A 19,018-nucleotide genomic window follows, 5' to 3' on the forward strand; every position below is an offset into this window, starting at 1 on the left:
AATGCATTATCTTAAAAACCATAGATTTTTCGCGTTTCTGGCGGTGTAAACTTCAAAGTGCTGTTTAAAAACACGGATCTGAACTTGGCCATCTAATGCCGTGTCGTATGTTTTATATCCAAAATGATGATACCGCCTAACAACATCTGAATGAGGCAGCTGCCAAGGTGTGTTATAGCTGCGGGAAAATACAGCTAACTCAGCGCCTACTTGCTCAATAAATTGGGCACTGGAAGATGTGCGGCTACCATGATGTGGAGCAAGTAAAAATGAAGCATTTAAATAATCTTCGTGTTGGTCAACTAAATGCGATTCGATCTCCGTTCCAATGTCACCTGGCAATAAAAGCTTAAATCGGCTATCGCTCACAATTACAACACATGAACTATTGTTATTATTGTCCTGCATCTGCTGGGGCCAAATCGTCTGAATCGTCAAACTACCTAATTCAACTGTCTTTTGCAAACATGGCTGTGCATACTCCTCTCGGTGAAAAGTACGCAATGTATTTCCATACCCTAGCAAATTTAGATCCTTCAGCCCTCCAGCATGATCGCCATCATCATGGCTCACTATGGTATGCATAAGCTCAATATTATTCGCTTTAATATAAGGCATAACAACATGTTTAAACATAGAGTAAGTACCAAAATAATTAGCTCCCAAATCATACAAAAAAGCTTTATCATCGTGCTCAACCAACACGGCGCTGCCATGTCCTACATCAAAAATATTGATTTGCCAAAGAGGTTTGGAACTCAGCCACCAATGAAGCGAAATGGCTATTAATGGAATTAATGAATAGACACGCGTTAACGGAGTACATAACAACGCAACAATGAGCATAACTGCTAACAGTTGGCTCACTGAGATGGGCACAATATCAATCCAGTGGAAATTAAATATCAATAGCCACCTATATGCCTCAAAGAGCCAAGTATCCAACAATACAATAGCATTGACATCAAAGACGTGAAAAATTGTAGACTGTATTAAAATTGCCGGAAAAAGCACACAAGAAAGTAATGGAATCATCACAATGTTTAATGCTAAACCACTAATGCTAACTCCTTGAAATGCATAAATGGTAATCGGGCATAAAAACACAAATATGAGTGCTTGAATCTTCATGAGCCAGACTAACTTATCACGCAATCTCACAGATTTCTCTTGCCCTCTGCTATGCTTAGAAATAAACCAAAGAATGCAGCTGACAGCTAAAAATGAAAAATATAACCCCATGTTTAGTAGTGAAAATGGTGATATCAGGATAACAATTGTCAACGCATATAATATAAGCCTAAAGAAGCTAATACGCGTTCCTAGCAAATAACAAATAATGCCTATCAGTGCCATTAACCAAGCACGTTGTGCTGATACTTGCATACCGCTAATCACTACATATACCCCAGAGCTAAATAGCGCGCATAAAATGCCAACTGTATATATGTTTGAATCTTGCTTAAGGAAGCTTTGTGCAGGTATTAAAAGGATTTTTAACAGAACAAAACTCAAAGTGAAGAAAATCGCAATATGCAGTCCAGAAATAGCGAGTAAATGACTTAGTCCAAGCATACGAAAATTATCTTTATCTATGTTGGGTATTTTAGATTTGTCTCCAGTCATTAAAGTGTAATACAACCAGCTTAATTTATATTGCTGAAACACTGCGGACATAAAATGTCTGTAGTCATTCTGCCAGTCTCTTTCATTGCTCTTATGTACTTCAATCTCTACCTTACCTTTAAAGTAAATGTGATTTAGAAAAGCAAACAACTCACTGTCAAAGGCATGCAAATTTTTTCGTGAGCGAAAAATTTTGAGCTTTGCAACACCTTCAATCTTGTCACCTTGACGTAATGGCATGCTATATTTTTTAACAGACAAATTTGCATTAACCGTTTTCCATGCATTTACTTGAAATGCATCTATAGATTCAATCTTCACTTGAATGTAGGGCTGTTCACCAGATTTAATAGATTTAGAGACAGTTGCAACAATTTTAACTGGTTTATCAACAACTAAATCCTGCCATGAAACCTGGTAGAACAAGTAGTAATTCAAGTTTGTAACAAAAATACCTAAAATAAAACCTGCCAAAACGTTCGAAAAAAGCTTAAAATAGCTACTAACAAAAACGAGCAAGGCAAAACTGACGGGTAATTGCCAAGTATCCATGAAAAATACGGATATAACACACCCGAAAATGATGCCGCAGCAAATCAAAATTGAAGTAGATGGTTGCTCTATATGGCGAAAAAAACGATCCAACGCTTTTTACCCGATCACAATAAGATCAAAGAACAAAAATCGTTAAGAATTTTTGGAAGTTTATTGCATGATGCAAACCTATGGCATCTTAATCGACGTTCAGCCAGAGGTGCATTTTCAGTCGGACTTTTTTTTGCGTTCATCCCTGTCCCTTTTCAAATGGTCCTAGCGGCAGCACTCGCAATTCCTTTTCGAGTAAACTTACCCTTATCTATTGCATTGGTTTGGATAACTAACCCTTTAACAATGCCACCTATATTTTATTGTTCATATCTTGTCGGTGTTTTTGCGCTTGGTCAAGAGCTTCAACCTTTTCACTTCGAGCCTACATGGGAATGGCTGACTCAAAGTATTTCAACCATAGGGCCTGCATTTATCGTTGGCTCATTAATATGCGCATGTATTGCTGCAATTATCGGTTTTTTTGGTATTGATTATCTTTGGAGACGTTCAGTTAATAAAGCTTGGGAAGCAAGAAATCAATAACGTCATCTTCAACGATAATAAAAAAGGGCCTTCAGGCCCTTTTTTATTCTGCTTATTTTCTTCGTCTTCTTAGCATTAGCAATGGTAAAGCTAATAGACCAAATACGCCAAAAGAAGCCGAGCTTCGTTCATAAGTCTCAGCCTCTTCAGCTGGACACTGTTCAGGCTCACCACTGATCGGAGTAAGTAACACAGGTACTGCTACTGATTCAAATTCATCATTACCAGAACTATCTTTAGTTACATTGCCTAAGCTATCTCTGCGCTTAACCGTTTTGGTTGCCACTGCGAAAATACGATTATCTTCTGTTACTTTAACAGCATCACCTACACGATAGTTATAGTCTTCACTTTTACATGGTAACAAATCATTTAAGTTTTGTAGTTCCGAGGTTGCAATATCATAGATAAATGCCTCTCGTCTAGGGACGTCACCAATACTAGTTACTTCAGCCTGACCAACGATGATACCCGCATCATTAATATCACGCGGATACAAGTCAGAGCTATTGAAGAACGACTTCATTTCAGTGAAAGACTGATTATTAATGTCGTAGTAATAACCTTTTACTTGCTCAAACGAGTTTAGCTCATCAAATCGATAACCAACCACGATATTATTATTATTAATATCAACGCCTCGGCTAGATTCATAGCCCTCTACATGATCAATGATTTGTGTGAATTGACCGTCTTTATAATATCCAGCTCTTTGTCGACTTATGAATCTGTCGTCTTTACGAGTTTGAGAGTGACCAACAGCATAACCAGCTTGGTTTGCAGCTATTGCCGTGCCGAGGTGCACACGCTCTTCATCTTCCTCGCGAATAATGCCTAAGCCCAAAAGCTTAGATTCACCTTCAATCAGGTTAAAGTTTGCGTCTAACTTCCACTGATAAGCGTGGCGGTTGTAGTATATTGAACCATTTTGAAGTTCCCATACACACACATTAACCGGCTTACTCTCACCATTACAAATATCATCAAAGCGTTGTTGACCATCTATCGCAACACTTGTAGAAGACTGACCAACGACTAAATAAGTACCATCATCCAATTTTTCTACATGGTTCGCTGTACTGAAACCACCATACTCACCAACAAAAGCAGGAGGAAGCTGAACGACTTCGCCGCTTGGAGTTATAAAGACTGCACGAGAAGAAAATGTACGCTCAAAGAATACAGTCGGGTCTGACTCACCATCTTTTACAAAATCAGTTCTCTTAGAGTAAGGGGCTGTTCCCCACCCTACCATCGCACCATCAGAGGCAATGCCGCTTATATACGAAATAACTGAGCGCGATAAATCATTATTTGTATAGTCGCGTTGCTCATCAAAAATAACCTTTTCATCAGACGTTGTAGTTGAAAACGTTACTGCAATGCCAGAATTAATCTTCTGAAATTCACCATTACCATTACGAGCATTTAAATATGTGCGCATAAACTCATGTGCATCAGGGTCTGTCGCTGCAGCATTATTATTTTTGATGTCGTCCAATGTAAACTCAATTGGATCCTCAATTCTCTCTCGCAGATCTTTTAAATCGTTATAGGCCCTTGTGATACTATCATCGTCAAAGTCAATATAACTTGTATCAATCTTTATATTAAATAGACCCGTAGCCCTGCCAACAACTTCTCCAGACTCATTGGCATCATTAATGATAGTATCCGTCGAAGAGCTATGTGATGGTAACTCAGTTAATTGATATGTCGCAGCAAAAAGCTGCCCTGAAAAGCACAAACCAATGCTGGCGGCTAAAAGTGAATATTTCATTTCAATCCTTACTGCTGATTCTGTAAAGCTTCTAATTCTTCCCAACGTTCATACGCGGCTTCGAGCTTGGACTCCAGTTCCGCCAGTTGGTTCAATGCTTGTTGTGTTACATCAGATTCTTGTTTAAAAAATTCAGGCGAGTTCACTAACTCTTGCTGATTTTCTAGCGCGGTTTCAAGTTCCTCTACTTTACCCGGCAAGGCCTCTAATTCAAGTTTTAATTTGTAACTGAGCTTGCTAGATTTATTTTTGCTTGTATCACGTTTAGCAGGTGTGGCTGCAGACTTTTCTTTATCTAGCTTTTCAAGTTCTTTTTGTTGAGCAAGTTTATTATCCCGATACGCCTCGAAATCGCTGTACCCACCAACAATCTCAGTCACAACACCATCGCCTTCAAAAGCCCAAACACTATTACAGGTGTTATCAATAAACTCCCTATCATGGCTAACAATTAAGATTGTGCCTTGATATTGAGTAATAATTTCCTCCAAAAGTTCTAACGTTTCGATATCCAAATCATTGGTTGGCTCATCTAGTACCAATACATTAGAAGGCTTTAAAAACAGCTTAGCTAAAAGTAGTCGGTTTTTCTCACCACCTGATAACGCCTTAACAGGTGTACGAGCACGTGCTGGTGGAAATAAGAAATCTTGCAAATAGCCCAATACGTGTCGACTTCGACCACCAATAGATACTTCTTGCTTACCTTCAGCAACGTTATCTTGAACAGTCATTTCTTCATCAAGTTTTTCTCGATACTGATCAAAATAAGCAACTTCTAAATTAACTCCTTGTTTAATTTTTCCACTGTCTGCTGATAATTTACCAAAAAGTAACTTTAATAACGTCGTTTTACCGATACCATTCGGGCCTACTAAACCCACTCTATCGCCACGCATCACCAATGTAGAAAAGTCTTTCACAATTGGTTTATCTTTAAATGCATGATTTACAAAGTTTGCTTCAAATACTAACTTGCCAGAGCGCTCAGCAGATTCAATGTTAAAGTCCGCTTTGCCCACTTGCTCAATACGCTGTTTTCGCTCAACACGTAGCGCTTTTAACGCACGAACACGACCTTCATTACGTGTTCGACGCGCTTTGATCCCTTGCCTTATCCAAGTCTCTTCTTCAGCTAGTTTTTTATCAAACAACGCATTTTGTGCCTCTTCGACTTTTAAATCATGGGCTTTTTGCTCGAGATACTTAGCATAATTACCAGGGTAAGAAACCAGCTTACCTCTATCTAAATCTAAAATACGTGTCGCTACAGCTCTGATAAACGCACGGTCGTGAGAAATAAACACGATGCCACCTTTGAAATCTTTCAAAAATGATTCTAACCATTCCACACTTGCCATGTCCAAGTGGTTAGTCGGTTCATCAAGTAACAATAAGTCTGGATCGCTAACAAGCGCTTTGGCTAGTGCAACCTTTCTTAGCCAACCACCGGAAAGCTTTTCAAGGCGCATTTGCGCGGTCAACTGAAGCTGGCTTAGGACCAAATTAATTCGGCTTTCAAAGCGCCACGCATCTGCTGCTTCAATTTCAGCTGATAAGCGCTCAAGCTTATTCAATAAACTGTTAGATTGGTCTGTTTGGAGCACTTCGCTGACATGGTTATATTCAATTAAAAGACTCGCGACATCTGGTAAGCCCTGAGCTACATAATCAAAAACACTGCCCTGGGCTCCTTTTGGTGGATCCTGTTCAAGACGTGATACTTTAAGACCTGTAAGACGGTTTATTTCACCATCATCTAATAACACCTGCCCATCAAGTACTTTAAGTAAGGTTGACTTACCTGCACCGTTTCTACCAACAATACAGACCCGCTCACCGGCTTCAATCAAGGCATCTGCATTGTCTAGTAGCGGATGAGAACCAAAAGCCAGCTGCGCTTTAGCAATTCTAATTAAATCCATCTTCTTGTATTAACTCTTGAATTTGTTGTTGGGTAAATGGCCAGTAGAGCAATTTACCTGTTTTTATATTTTTAATTACTGGAATAGAAGTTTGAAATTGCGACATCAAACTTTCATCATCCAAGATATCTTGAAGGTGAATGTCAACGCTTGAAAGCACAGACACAGCATAATCGTGTGCCTGTTCACATAAATGACATCCATCAGTGTGATATAAAACCACTTTAGCCATGTGTAATAAGCCAGCTATTGTGGATCTGTTTATTGCGTTTAAAGTCTGGAGATAATGTTTCCGTTGAGATATTTTCAGCTTTCAAGCCCAATCCCATCAGTGCAACTTCATCCATTTTAAAACCGCGTTTGTTGTTAGAGAACAGTAGTACGCCATCTGGACTTAGAATGTTCTTCACCCAAGTTAATAATTGGATATGGTCACGTTGAACATCAAACACGTTTTTCATTCTCTTGGAGTTTGAAAAGGTAGGCGGATCTAAGAAAATTAAATCGTATTGACCCTTAGCATGTTCTAACCATTTCAAACAATCCGCTTGCTCGAATCTAAAACGTGGATTTTTAAGGTTATTAAGTGCAAAGTTTTCTTCGGCCCATTTAAGGTAAGTCTTAGACATATCAACAGTTGTAACCGACTTAGCACCGCCAAGTGCTGCGTGAACCGAGGCAGAGCCCGTATAAGCAAACAGGTTTAAAACGCGTTTGTCTTTTGAATTTTGTTGAATAAATCGACGTGCAAGACGGTGATCTAGAAACAGGCCGGTATCTAAATAGTCATATAGATTAACTTTAAATTTTGCGCCAAACTCTTCAATGACTTGATAACGGTTTTGCTTCTCATACGAAGTATATTGCTCATCTCCACGCTGCTTTTTACGTACTTTGACTGCTAAATTGCTTGGCGATATATCTAGAGTTTCGGCAGTTAAAGAAATCACATCTTGTAATCGTTTATCCGCAACATCGGCGTTGATTTCTTTTGGTGCTGCATACTCAAAGATAACTGCGTTGTCGCCATATACATCTACGGCAACGTTATATTCTGGTATATCAGCATCATACAATCGGAAAGCTTCAACAGACTCTTTTTTCAACCAACTTTTTAGGCCCTGCTTATTCTTTTTAAGCCTGTTAGCAAATGCACGAGACTGCTCAAAATGCAGTTCTGAAGCTTGTTCATTTTGCGCAACTTGCTTTTCATTCAGCTCATACATGTACAAGGTGACATCAATCGGGCCATTTTTAAACTTATAACGCTTTTTAGACGCAAGCTTAAGTAATCTAAATAGCTCATCGTCAGTACCAAGCAGTGCAGCGTTCCAATCGCGATAATGCTTTTTGAAGCTCACACCCATATTACGATATAGGTTAATCAATTCAGCCATTGAACCCAAGCGCTCACCATACGGTAAGTTACTTAGAATTGTACCTGGACGTTTTGCGACAGACTGCAACTTGCCCGCATCCGCTTCTTTAAATTGGATTAGTTCGCCAACACCTGCACGGTTTGCATTAGACTTAGCTGTGTCTAACACTCTTCCATCAATGTCATGGCCAATTAACCACAGCTTAGAATCGATTTTTTCCGCTTTAAGTTCTTTTTGTATTTCTTTGAACTTCGCTTCTCTAAAGCTAGGAAGACGCTTAAAAGCAAATGCCTTATGCAGGTTTGTCGGCAGGTTCAAAGCCATGCTTGCGGCTTCAATTAACAATGTACCAGAACCACAACACGGATCAAACAAAGGCTTTGATGTGTCATTCAGCCAACCACTTCGAGTTACAAGCGCTGCAGCTAGGTGTTCACGAATTGGGGCTTTACCCTGCTTAGTTCTATAACCACGGTCAGACAATCTTGGACCTGAATAATCAAGATATAGTGCAATTTTTTGCTTATTAAGCTTAGCAATAATTCGAACGTTAGCGTCTTGTTTATCTACAGATGGACGTTGCTCATAAAGATCTTGGAAATAATCAACAACTGCATCTTTAATGACCAAACCTGAGAACTGCGTGTTTTTTAATTCTTTATTCGTGCCATTAAACTCAACAGCAAAGGTCTGTGAAGGGCCAAACCACTCTTGCCAGCCTTGAAAACGAGCAAACTTATACAGGTCATCTTTATTCTTAATATCTTCATGCTCATCAATTAATAACATAACGCGTGTTGAGTATCGCGTCATCATACAAAATTTCTGAGCGGTAAGATTGTCGGCTTCAAAGCGAACCGAACCAATGCTTTGCTTAGTAACTTTAATTTCAAAAGATTGAAGTTCTTCGACTAGTAGATTTTCGATGCCAATCGATGTAAGCGCAATAAACTGCAATGTGATAACCCTGTAATTTCAATTGACGCGATTATAACACAGCTATGTACAGACTGGGATTGGATTAAGCCCTTCTACTGACTTTATTACTCGACAATACAGGGTGAATGCGATCGTTTAAAACCTTGATGGCCTGAAACTGCTCTAAACTTATATTTTCATCTAGCTGGAAGTTCGCGGTTAGATTGATACACAGACTTGCATCGCGTTCATGGTCAACTATTAAACACTCGCCTGTCATGACTTTGGATTTAAGGCTAATAACTGCATTACACAAAACTTCGTTGCCGACATACGCTTGGAAAAACCAACTCTTGGCTTGTACTGGTAACAAATGAAATTTAGCAGCAGTGGCATTGAGTGCTATCTGGCAACATTGCGCTTCTGACCAAACAGAATAAGTGCACAAGTAGTCAAATACATTTTGATAAAATGCAGCTTCTTCTACGCTGAATGTAGGACTGGAATCAGAATCGGCGGTAAGCTGACGTAGACGATACGGGGTGCAGAGTTGAAGCTCATCGCCCAAATCAACAAGCAAACGGTTTTGTGCGCGACATTGAAGCCAACGCCACTCTTTTGATGCTTGCAAAATCGCCCTCCGCGTTACTATTAAATTAATTCAACCAGTAACGCGAAGTATATCGCGATTTTTGCAAGTGTAAAAATATTTATAATAACAATTTGTTTAGGATCATTTCGTAATATGACTGATCCTTATAAAGAATTTACGATCCTTTTGATCAATTGTGGTCCTTCATAAATAAAACCGGTATACAATTGAACAAGATCCGCGCCTGCGTTGAGCTTTTCTTGCGCAGCTTCAGCGCTATCAATCCCACCCACACCAATAATAGGCAGCTTGCCTTCTGTAAGGCGTTTTAGTTCTTGAACAACATGCGTTGACTTTTCACGCACAGGACGTCCTGATAAACCGCCAGCTTCATTTGCAAATTCTAATCCTTGTACTGCGTCTCTTGCTAACGTTGTATTCGTCGCAATGACGCCGTCAATACGATTATTTACAAGCGATTCAGCAATTTGCGTTAATTGTACAGCATCAACATCTGGTGCAATTTTAACAAGCATTGGCACTGACTTTTTGTGCTTTTCAATTAAGTCTACCTGCTCATTTTTAAGGCTTTGTAATAAGTCATCTAGCGCTTCACCATACTGCAGATCACGAAGACCAGGCGTATTTGGTGAGGAGATGTTTACTGTGATATACGATGCATGTTCAAAAACTTTGCGCATACAATGGATGTAATCATCTTTACCCTGCTCGTTTGGTGTATCTTTGTTTTTACCAATGTTGATCCCAAGGATCCCGGTATAATTTGAGGCTTTTACGTTAGCAACTAAATTATCTACACCTTTATTGTTAAAGCCCATTCTGTTGATCACTGCATGTGCTTCTGGAAGACGGAATATACGTGGCTTATCATTACCGGCTTGAGGCCTAGGCGTAACAGTACCTACTTCAATAAACCCAAAGCCCATTTGGCCAAACGCATCAATACATTCAGCATTTTTGTCTAAACCAGCAGCTAATCCCACTGGGTTATCAAATTCTAAGCCTAAAAAGTTAACTGGCTTTTTAGGAAGAGACTGTGACCAAGCAAGACTTAATGGGGTATTTTTGAAACGGCGCAAGTTGCCTAAAGCAAAATCGTGGGCCCATTCCGCATCTTTATTAAACATATAACGACGTGCTAAATCGTAAAACATCGAGACTCCTTAAGTTCCTGGTAACAGTTTGAGGCAAAAAAATACCCCAGCAATTGCCGGGGTATTTTAACGTGTTAATTTTTATTTGGAAGTGTCACAGTTGTGACTTAGTAACATTAATTCTCTTAACGCTACTGAGAACTTCGCAAAGTCATGGTTCTGAGAAGTCTTAAACTCCGCTAGCATTTGCTGCCAACGGTGTAGAAGTGAAGACTGATTATCCATCCACTGATTGATAAGTGCGTCAACTTCACCGTCTCCTTCAAAGCTGTTCAGAACAACTTCAGACAATGCACGCTGCTGCCAGTCTAGCTCTTCACGGTATGAAGCACGTGCTAGTGCCTGCCAGTGGTTAGCCACTGGTTGCGCAGTGATTTGGTCTAGGAACCAGTGCAGACCCATGTTTGCACCTAACTTAAAGTACGTGTTAGATACCACTGAGATATCACGCTTCGCATTATTTGCAACTTCTGCAAGATCCATCACAGAGAACAAGCTAGATAGCGATACGATGCGATCCGCTAATGCTTGTGGAACACCTTCTGATGTTAACTCAGCTGCTTTCTCAGCAAGACGTGCACTTTCTTCTTCAACCATGTAAGTTGTCAGATTAGTGCTTAAATCTGCAAATGTCGGTGCGAAGAATTCAATTGTTTCTTCGATACTAAGTGCTTTATTACGGTGACGTAAGAACCAGCGCGTAACACGTCGAACTGTACGACGTAACTGATACAACATTTCTGTTTGTACAGCCGATGGGATCTTGTTATCAAGCGCTGAAATTTCAGCCCATGTTTCTGACATCTCGAATGTCGCACATGCAATTGAGTAACAAAGTGCAATTTCAGCTTCTGTTGCGCCTGTTTCTTCATGCATGCGGATCATGAAGTTCAAGCCCATATCGTTTACGATGTTGTTAGCAAGCTTAGTTGCAATAATCTCTTTTCTCAGTGGATGCTCGTCCATTGCCGCATTAAAGCGGTCACGAAGAGGCACAGGGAAAGAGTTTACTAGTAACTGACGGTAGTAAGGATTTTCAGTGATTTCATCAACCACTAATGTTTCTTTAAGTACCATCTTAGAGTAAGAAACGAGTACAGACAATTCTGGACGAGTTAAATCAAGACCAGCTGCAGCACGTTCAGCTAGCTCTTCATCACTTGGTAAGAACTCAATGTTTCTATCAAGCTTGCCGTCTTTTTCAAGTGCATGTATGAAGCGGATCTTTTCTTTAAGTGTCGCAGGACCTTTAGACTTGGTTACAGACAATGTATGTGTTTGACGGTAACAATCAGCTAGTACAAGCTCAGACACTTCGTCAGTCATTGCGTATAGCAATTCGTCACGTTGTTTTTTCGTAAGGTCACCTTCAGCAACTAGACCATTAAGTAAAATCTTAATGTTTACCTCGTTATCTGAACACGCAACACCACCAACGTTATCGATAAAGTCAGTGTTAATACGACCGCCTTTAGCTGCAAACTCAATACGACCAAGTTGCGTAGCACCTAGGTTACCGCCTTCACCGAAGATCTTAGCACCAAGCTCAGAGCCATTAATACGTAGTGCATCATTCGCTCTGTCACCTACATCCGCGTCACTCTCGTTTTTCGCTTTGATGTAAGTACCGATACCACCATTCCAAAGTAGATCAACTGGCATCATTAGAAGTGCTTTAATCAACTCATTTGGTGTCATGCTTGCTTTCTTAGTACCAAGCATTTTCTTAATTTCTGGTGTTAGAGTGATTGACTTCGCTGCACGAGAGAAAATACCGCCACCTTGAGAAATTAAGCTTGCATCATAGTCTTCCCACGATGAACGTGGTAATTCAAACATACGTGCACGCTCTTTGTAAGAGCTCGCTGCGTCTGGGTTTGGATCGATGAAGATGTGCATGTGGTTAAATGCAGCAACTAAGCGCGTGTGCTCAGATAGCAACATACCATTACCGAATACGTCACCCGCCATATCACCAATAGCAACCGCTGTGAAATCAGTTGTTTGACAGTCAATGTCCATTTCACGGAAGTGACGTTTAACTGACTCCCAAGCACCTTTAGCTGTGATACCCATCTTCTTGTGGTCATAACCAATTGAACCACCTGATGCAAATGCATCACCTAGCCAGAAGTTATATTCATCAGCAATACCGTTGGCAATATCTGAGAATGTCGCTGTACCTTTATCGGCAGCAACTACTAGGTATGGGTCATCTTCATCATGACGAACTACATCTACAGGCGGCACGATGTCACCATGAATGATGTTATCAGTAATGTCTAACAGACCACGGATGAAGATCTTGTAGCACTCTTGTCCTTCACGGAAGAAACCTTCACGGTCATTTGGTAACTGTTTACATACGAAGCCGCCTTTAGAGCCAACAGGTACGATTACAGTGTTCTTAACCTGCTGTGCTTTAACTAGGCCAAGCACTTCTGTACGGAAGTCTTCACGACGGTCAGACCAACGTAAACCACCGCGCGCAACCTTACCACCACGTAAGTGAACACCTTCGATACGAGGAGAGTATACAAAGATTTCAAATGCAGGTAACGGCAACGGCATTTCTGGAATTGCGCTTGGCTGGATTTTGAATGAAACGTATGATTTGTTAGAACCATCCGCTTCTTTTTGGTAGAAGTTCGTTCTAAGCGTCGCATCAATCATTGCAACGTATAAACGAATGATACGGTCATCATCAAGGTTCGCGACACTTTCCAGCTCGTGGTAAATTTTTTCTACTAGCTTATCAAGTGACTTTTGCGCAACTTTCTTCTGTGGGCAGAATTTTTTCTCAAACAGCTCAACCAATTGGTTTGCGATGTGAGGATAATGCTCGAACGTATTTTCGATGTAAGACTGTGAGAAAGTCACACCAATCTGGCGCATGTATTTAGCGTATGCACGAAGGATAGATGCTTCACGGCCCGTAGAGCCTGCTTTTAAAACTAAACGGTTGAAGCCATCATTTTCTAGACGGTTGTTCCAAACGTTGATAAGTGCAGCGCGGAAACGTGCTGATACTTTATCAAAATCTGCTAGCCCTTTGCTGTCTAACAGCATAGAGAAATCCATAATCCAATTAACTTGACCATCGCTTGTCTTAACCGCAAAAGGTGTTTCACCGATTACGCGTAAGCCAAAGTTTTCTAGCATTGGCATCACGTCTGACAGGTGAATTGGCTCATCTTTATGGAACAAGCTTAAACGAACGATCTGTGAATTCGCTTCTTCTTGAGGTCTGTAGAACAACATTTCAAGTTTATTCTCATCGCTCAACTTCTCAAGTTTAGAGATGTCAACGACAGCGGCGCTTGGCAATACTTCGTCTTTATATGCACGAGGGAAAGCCGTTGCATACTTACGGTTTAACTCGTTACCGCGTGCTTCACCTTCGCCCGCAAGCAAAGCTGTTTGTAGTTTGTCTTCCCAAGTACGGGCAGCTTCTACTAAATTATTTTCGATTTCTTTCACGTTGTACTTAATGTTGTTGTCAGCTACACGAACAATATAATGCGTTCTTGCTAATGTAGACTCTGAGAAAAATGTAGTGAACTCAACTTTTTCGTTAGACCCAAAGGCATCGCCTAACAATTTCTGAGTTTCGCGACGAAGCGCGGTATTGTATCTCTCACGCGGTACATAGACCATACAAGAGAAGAAACGTCCATATACGTCTCTTCTAACGAACAGACGACACATATCACGCTCTTGGGTTTGCAATACACCCGTTGCGACATCTAATAACTCAGATTCACGAGCCTGCACTAGCTCGTCACGTGGATACGTCTCTAAGATATTTAGTACTGCTTTGTAAGCGTGAGTTCCTTTAGCAAAATCACACTGCTCCATGATGCGCGCAATTTTACTCTTTAATACAGGAACGTCAGAAGCACTGTTGTTGTAAAAACTTGAAGAGAAAAGACCGATAAAACGATCTTCACCAATCACATTGCCCTCTTTATCAAAACGCTTAATACCAACATAATCAATATGTGCTGGACGATGAACGCGAGATTGAGAGTTTGTCTTGGTTAAGATCAATAAGTTTTTACTGCGAGCTTCAAGGCGCGCAACTTCTGGTAGTTCTGATAACAGACGACTACTTTCAGAAGAGTTTTTCATTAGACCTAAGCTTGAACCTGCTACAGGCTTAAGCTCATAGTCACCTTGAACTGGCACAAGGTCATACTGACGGTATCCCATGAACGTGAAGTTATCACGCGCAAGCCAATCGAGGAATTCAACCGCTTCACTGAGTTCTTGTTCAGAAGAGCTGTGTTTGCGATTAGGAATATCTTCACCAACTGCAACCAGCTTATCTCTGATAAGTAACCAGTCTTCAACCGCAACAGAAACATCCTTTAATACTGATTCTAATTCTTGCGTAAAGTCAGCAATAACCGACTCGTCAGTTTGACGGTCAATCTCAATAAAGAAAACAGTTTTAGTAGATGAAGATTCTTGTTCAGTTTTTAAACCTGAAACAGCTGAGATTTTATCTTCTTGGTCACGGTTGATCTTGAGAGGACAGTGTAAAAGTAGATGCGAAGCAATATTCTTACGGCTTAACGCCATACGCACTGAGTCAACCAAAAATGGCATATCATCTGAAATGATCTCTACAATCGTGTGAGACGATTGCCAGCCATCTTTTGCAACTTCAGGGTTGAATACACGGATAACTGCATCTTCTGAAGTATTCTTTTCAAGAGAATTCCACAGACTCAGAGCAGCACCGTACAGGTCGCTGTCGTTACGATTAGCCAAGTCCTCTTTAGACATGTTGCTGTACAAGGCTTTGGCGAATGTTTCAACGAGCGACACTTTATCGGCATGAACTTTTTTCTGGATCAACTTGCAAACGTTATCAAGGATAACCGATGCTGGACCTTCACTTTGTGTCATTATGTGTTCCTTAATCTATACCACCTTTGAACGGTAGATTATTTGTACAGCCAATTATTAGCGTGGAGTCCAGAGGATTTTAACCTTTCTGGCGCTAATAAAAAGCTTTTTTGACAAAAACATTTGAGGCTTTTCAGCCAGTTGGTCATATATTCACAAATTGTAGATATAAATGGCCAATTAAGGCCATTTAAGAGCACAATTATTCACACTTTTTTTTCTGGTCTGGCCAGATAAAAGTCCCTATCGCAGGTAATAGCAGTACAGCACCCAACATATTTACCAAGAACATAAACGTGAGCAATATACCCATATCTACTTGGAACTTTAATGCAGAGAAAATCCACGTACTTACACCAATGGCCAAGGTAATACCAGTGAACAATACCGCACTTCCTCGTTCAGCCAATGCATTGCGATACGCAGCCGATAATGGCATGCCTTGCTTCAATTGGTTCATCATAGAAGACAAAATATAAATGCCGTAGTCAACACCTATGCCCACACCCAATGCAATCACTGGTAATGTAGATACAGTTAAACCAATCTCAAGCTTAACCATCAGCGCTTGCGCCAAGGTTGAAACAATATATAGAGGTAAAACAACTGCGATTGTTGCTCTTATACTTCTAAAGCTGATAAGGCATAAAATAATCACCGCACCATAAACATAGATCATCATTGGTAATTGTGCAGCTGCGACAGATTCATTTGTTGCAGCCATAACACCAATTGGTCCTGATGCGAGTTTGAAGCTTACACGATCTGTCCCTTCTTCTTTAGCAAACAGCTTAATTTGCGACACAACATGGTCAATGGTTTCAGCTTTATGATCGTCCATAAAAATGATGATCGGCATAACAGAGCAGTCGCCATTTAATAAGCCCGTGCTCGTTTCCACGCGAGAAGTCGCTTGAACTAAAGACGCACCATTTCTAGGTAAAGTTTGCCACTTTAAGTTGCCTTCGTTGTAACCTGCATTGACAGCCTGTGCTACAGAACTCAATGAAACTGCGGATTGTACACCTTCTAAGTTTTCAACTCGCCACTGAAAACGACTGACTCTATCCATTGTATCGTGTTCAGTACATGCTGCTGGGTATGCTTCTACTAAGACTTTTAAAATATCCGAAGATATCTCATAGCGATCTGAAATTAAAAAAGTATCTAGGTTATAGCGCGCGTCTTCATGCAGCGCCGGTGCACCAGCATGTAAGTCACCAATACGCATGTCTTTTGACTGCCAATAACCAAATGCAAATAATCCAGCGGAAACCAGTAAAATAACTGCGGCGTAGCGTCTATCCGTGGCTAAAACCAAGCTTTCTCTTAGCTTAGTGAACACACTATTCGCTTTGGCTTTACCATCATCAACGCGATGCATTTTTGACGACTTAAAGTAAGAAGCAAGGACAGGCAGTAAAATTAGGTTAGTAAAGATGATAACAGCCACACCTAAACTTGCTGTGATGGCAAGCTCTCTGATAATACCAATATCAATAGCAAGTAAAGTCATAAAGCCAATCGTATCGGATAACAGCGCGATACCACCCGGAATAAGCAGCGCTTTAAAGCTTGCTTCAGCAGCTACCTTACTGCTCACGCCTTCAGACACCTTTTTACCAATGGCGTTGATCATTTGTACACCATGGCTTACACCAATTGCAAAGACCAAAAATGGCACAAGAATAGACATTGGATCTAGACCAAAGCCAAGTACAGATAGCAAGCCTAACTGCCAAACTACCGCAATTAACGAACAGGCAATAGGTAACAATGTCAGTTTAAAGCTCTTACAAAATAGCCAAACCATGATGAAAGTGAATAAAATGGCGATTGCAAAAAAGAACACAACATCTTTTGCACCATCAGCAATATCCCCTGCCATCTTGGCAAAACCAATGATATGAATTGATACTTTATCTGTGCTTAAAGGCTCACGGATCTCTGACTCTAATTTTTTCGCAAATGCGAGCGTGTCCAGCTTTTGTTGTGTTTGCGGATCTGTCTCCATAAGCTGAGCAGATACCATGGCACAAGAATAGTCACTCGCAACCATACGACCAACCACTTTAGCTTTTTCAATATTCTGCTTCACTACAGCAAGACCTGTTGCATCAGCTGTAAAGTTCGCTGGAATGATTGGGCCACCGGCAAAGCCATCTTCAACGACTTCTACAAATCGTGCACTCGGTGCAAAAATAGAGTTTACCAATGGGCGATTCACGCCTGGGATAAAGTAAAGTTGGTCGTGAACGGCTTTTAACTGTGTAAAGAATTCAGGATTAAAAATATCACCATCTGCATCACACACAGATATTAAAATACTGTTCGCACCACCAAATTGTTTTTCATGCTTTAAATACACCTTCATGTAATCATGGTTTAAAGGTATATTTTTATTGAAAGATGCATCAAGCTGGATATGTGTAGACTTATAACCTAAAAAGACCGTCGCTAGCGCAAACAGCGCTATAACCATAAAACGATGCCTAAAAACGACATACACTAGTTGATTTAAAATAGACTGCATTAGCGATCAACCTCGATTGTTTGAATACCCTCTTCTGTAGCAAGCACTAGTTGACCATTGTGCAGCACACCTGAAAGAATAGATTTACCGTTTTTCAGCTGTTTTGTTTTCACATTTTCACCCTCTACAGTAAAAACGAAACCGCTGTTCGCCAGCATAATTTGTGCAGCATCAGTTGAAACAATACTGTTAATCGTCGCGGCTTTTTCCACATTTATAGGTGAAAAAGAGACGTCTTTACTATCAGAAATAAATGTGTTGCCACGTAAGCCTGCTGCAATAAGCTGTTCTTTTTTGTTTTTGTTTATAGCAAACAGTGAGCCTGAATAAAATTCGTCAATTCTTGTCCATGTTGTGCCTAAATCACGGCTTACCGCAAATAGACCCATCTCACCAACAAGAAAAATATCGTTGCCATCAATCAGCATTCGATTGAAGTGAGGTAAAATAAATTGCGTTTCTTCTTCATACGCCTGCGGATCGTCTTGCTTTAGTTCAGCTAAATACTCAATGTCATCAGGGTGTACAAACTCATTTAAAAAGCGTTTAGTCCAGCTTTTACCGCCATCTTGTGTTTGATACATCATGCCGTATGCACCAATTGCGAAACCTTGCTTATCATCCACAAACTCGATATCTAAACAAGGTTTTTCTAGATCAGGCAAGTACTGTTGGATTTGCCAAGAGACGCCACCGTCAGTGGTATTTAAAATCGAAGCGTCATGACCACACGCCCAGCCTCTTTTTGCCGATGCAAATTCCACCGCAGTTAAGAGAGATTGGATTGGTACATGCGCTTGCTCCCAACTTGAACCATCATCACTGTACACTATTGTCCCATGCTTCCCTACGGCAACAAGTTTCTTTCCGCTATTGGTAATATCAGTTAGCAAGGTTTTCTCTGGGTGTGCAACTCTTAACGCTTCTGAGGCGCTGCCAATAGCTTCACTTTGCATAACGAACACTGCAATCGAGGTTGCAATTAACTTCTTAATCATTATGAATACTCAAATAAAAATGTCGTGAATGACTGGGGGGATAAAAC

The 19,018-nt window shown here is 40.5% G+C and carries 11 protein-coding genes; 1 reads left to right on the forward strand and 10 read right to left on the reverse strand.

The genetic code is table 11. The features are described from left to right. Positions 1–6: 6 nt before the first annotated feature. Positions 7–2,178, reverse strand: a complete 2,172-nt coding sequence (locus QNM16_RS05020) for a DNA internalization-related competence protein ComEC/Rec2 (RefSeq protein WP_284019477.1) — start codon at positions 2,176–2,178, stop codon at positions 7–9. A 72-nt stretch (positions 2,179–2,250) separates the two neighbouring features. Between QNM16_RS05020 and QNM16_RS05025 the strand changes: the two genes are divergently transcribed. Further along, positions 2,251–2,757, forward strand: a complete 507-nt coding sequence (locus QNM16_RS05025; RefSeq protein ID WP_063360843.1) for a DUF2062 domain-containing protein — start codon at positions 2,251–2,253, stop codon at positions 2,755–2,757. Positions 2,758–2,809: 52 nt separating this feature from the next. Here QNM16_RS05025 and QNM16_RS05030 read toward each other — a convergent pair whose 3' ends face one another. From QNM16_RS05030 to QNM16_RS05070, 9 genes are all read right to left on the reverse strand, one after another. After that, positions 2,810–4,537, reverse strand: a complete 1,728-nt coding sequence (locus QNM16_RS05030; RefSeq protein WP_284019478.1) for a DUF3466 family protein — start codon at positions 4,535–4,537, stop codon at positions 2,810–2,812. Between the two features lie 8 nt (positions 4,538–4,545). Further along, positions 4,546–6,462, reverse strand: a complete 1,917-nt coding sequence (gene uup, locus QNM16_RS05035) for an ATP-binding cassette ATPase Uup (RefSeq protein WP_284019479.1) — start codon at positions 6,460–6,462, stop codon at positions 4,546–4,548. Further along, on the reverse strand, positions 6,449–6,694 hold the full coding sequence (locus QNM16_RS05040; RefSeq protein ID WP_284019480.1) for a glutaredoxin family protein: 246 nt from the start codon (positions 6,692–6,694) through the stop codon (positions 6,449–6,451). The genes uup and QNM16_RS05040 overlap by 14 nt, the downstream gene beginning before the upstream one ends. After that, positions 6,687–8,798, reverse strand: a complete 2,112-nt coding sequence (gene rlmKL / locus QNM16_RS05045; RefSeq protein WP_284019481.1) for a bifunctional 23S rRNA (guanine(2069)-N(7))-methyltransferase RlmK/23S rRNA (guanine(2445)-N(2))-methyltransferase RlmL — start codon at positions 8,796–8,798, stop codon at positions 6,687–6,689. The genes QNM16_RS05040 and rlmKL overlap by 8 nt, the downstream gene beginning before the upstream one ends. A gap of 64 nt (positions 8,799–8,862) precedes the next feature. Then, entirely contained in the window at positions 8,863–9,393 is a 531-nt protein-coding gene (locus QNM16_RS05050; protein ID WP_284019891.1) for a cell division protein ZapC domain-containing protein, read from the reverse strand. A gap of 122 nt (positions 9,394–9,515) precedes the next feature. After that, positions 9,516–10,526 (reverse strand): quinone-dependent dihydroorotate dehydrogenase, encoded by a 1,011-nt coding sequence (gene pyrD / locus QNM16_RS05055; RefSeq protein WP_284019482.1) that lies wholly within the window; start codon positions 10,524–10,526, stop codon positions 9,516–9,518. Between the two features lie 81 nt (positions 10,527–10,607). Continuing rightward, entirely contained in the window at positions 10,608–15,440 is a 4,833-nt protein-coding gene (locus tag QNM16_RS05060) for an NAD-glutamate dehydrogenase (RefSeq protein ID WP_284019483.1), read from the reverse strand. Positions 15,441–15,642: 202 nt separating this feature from the next. After that, a complete protein-coding gene (locus QNM16_RS05065; protein ID WP_284019484.1) occupies positions 15,643–17,973 on the reverse strand; it encodes an efflux RND transporter permease subunit in 2,331 nt (776 codons plus the stop codon). After that, complete coding sequence (locus QNM16_RS05070; RefSeq protein WP_284019485.1) at positions 17,973–18,971, reverse strand: YCF48-related protein; 999 nt, start codon at positions 18,969–18,971, stop codon at positions 17,973–17,975. Before QNM16_RS05070 ends, QNM16_RS05065 begins: the two co-directional genes overlap by 1 nt. Positions 18,972–19,018: the final 47 nt, after the last annotated feature.

Source organism: Pseudoalteromonas umbrosa (assembly GCF_030125375.1).
GTDB classification, from domain to species: domain Bacteria; phylum Pseudomonadota; class Gammaproteobacteria; order Enterobacterales; family Alteromonadaceae; genus Pseudoalteromonas; species Pseudoalteromonas umbrosa.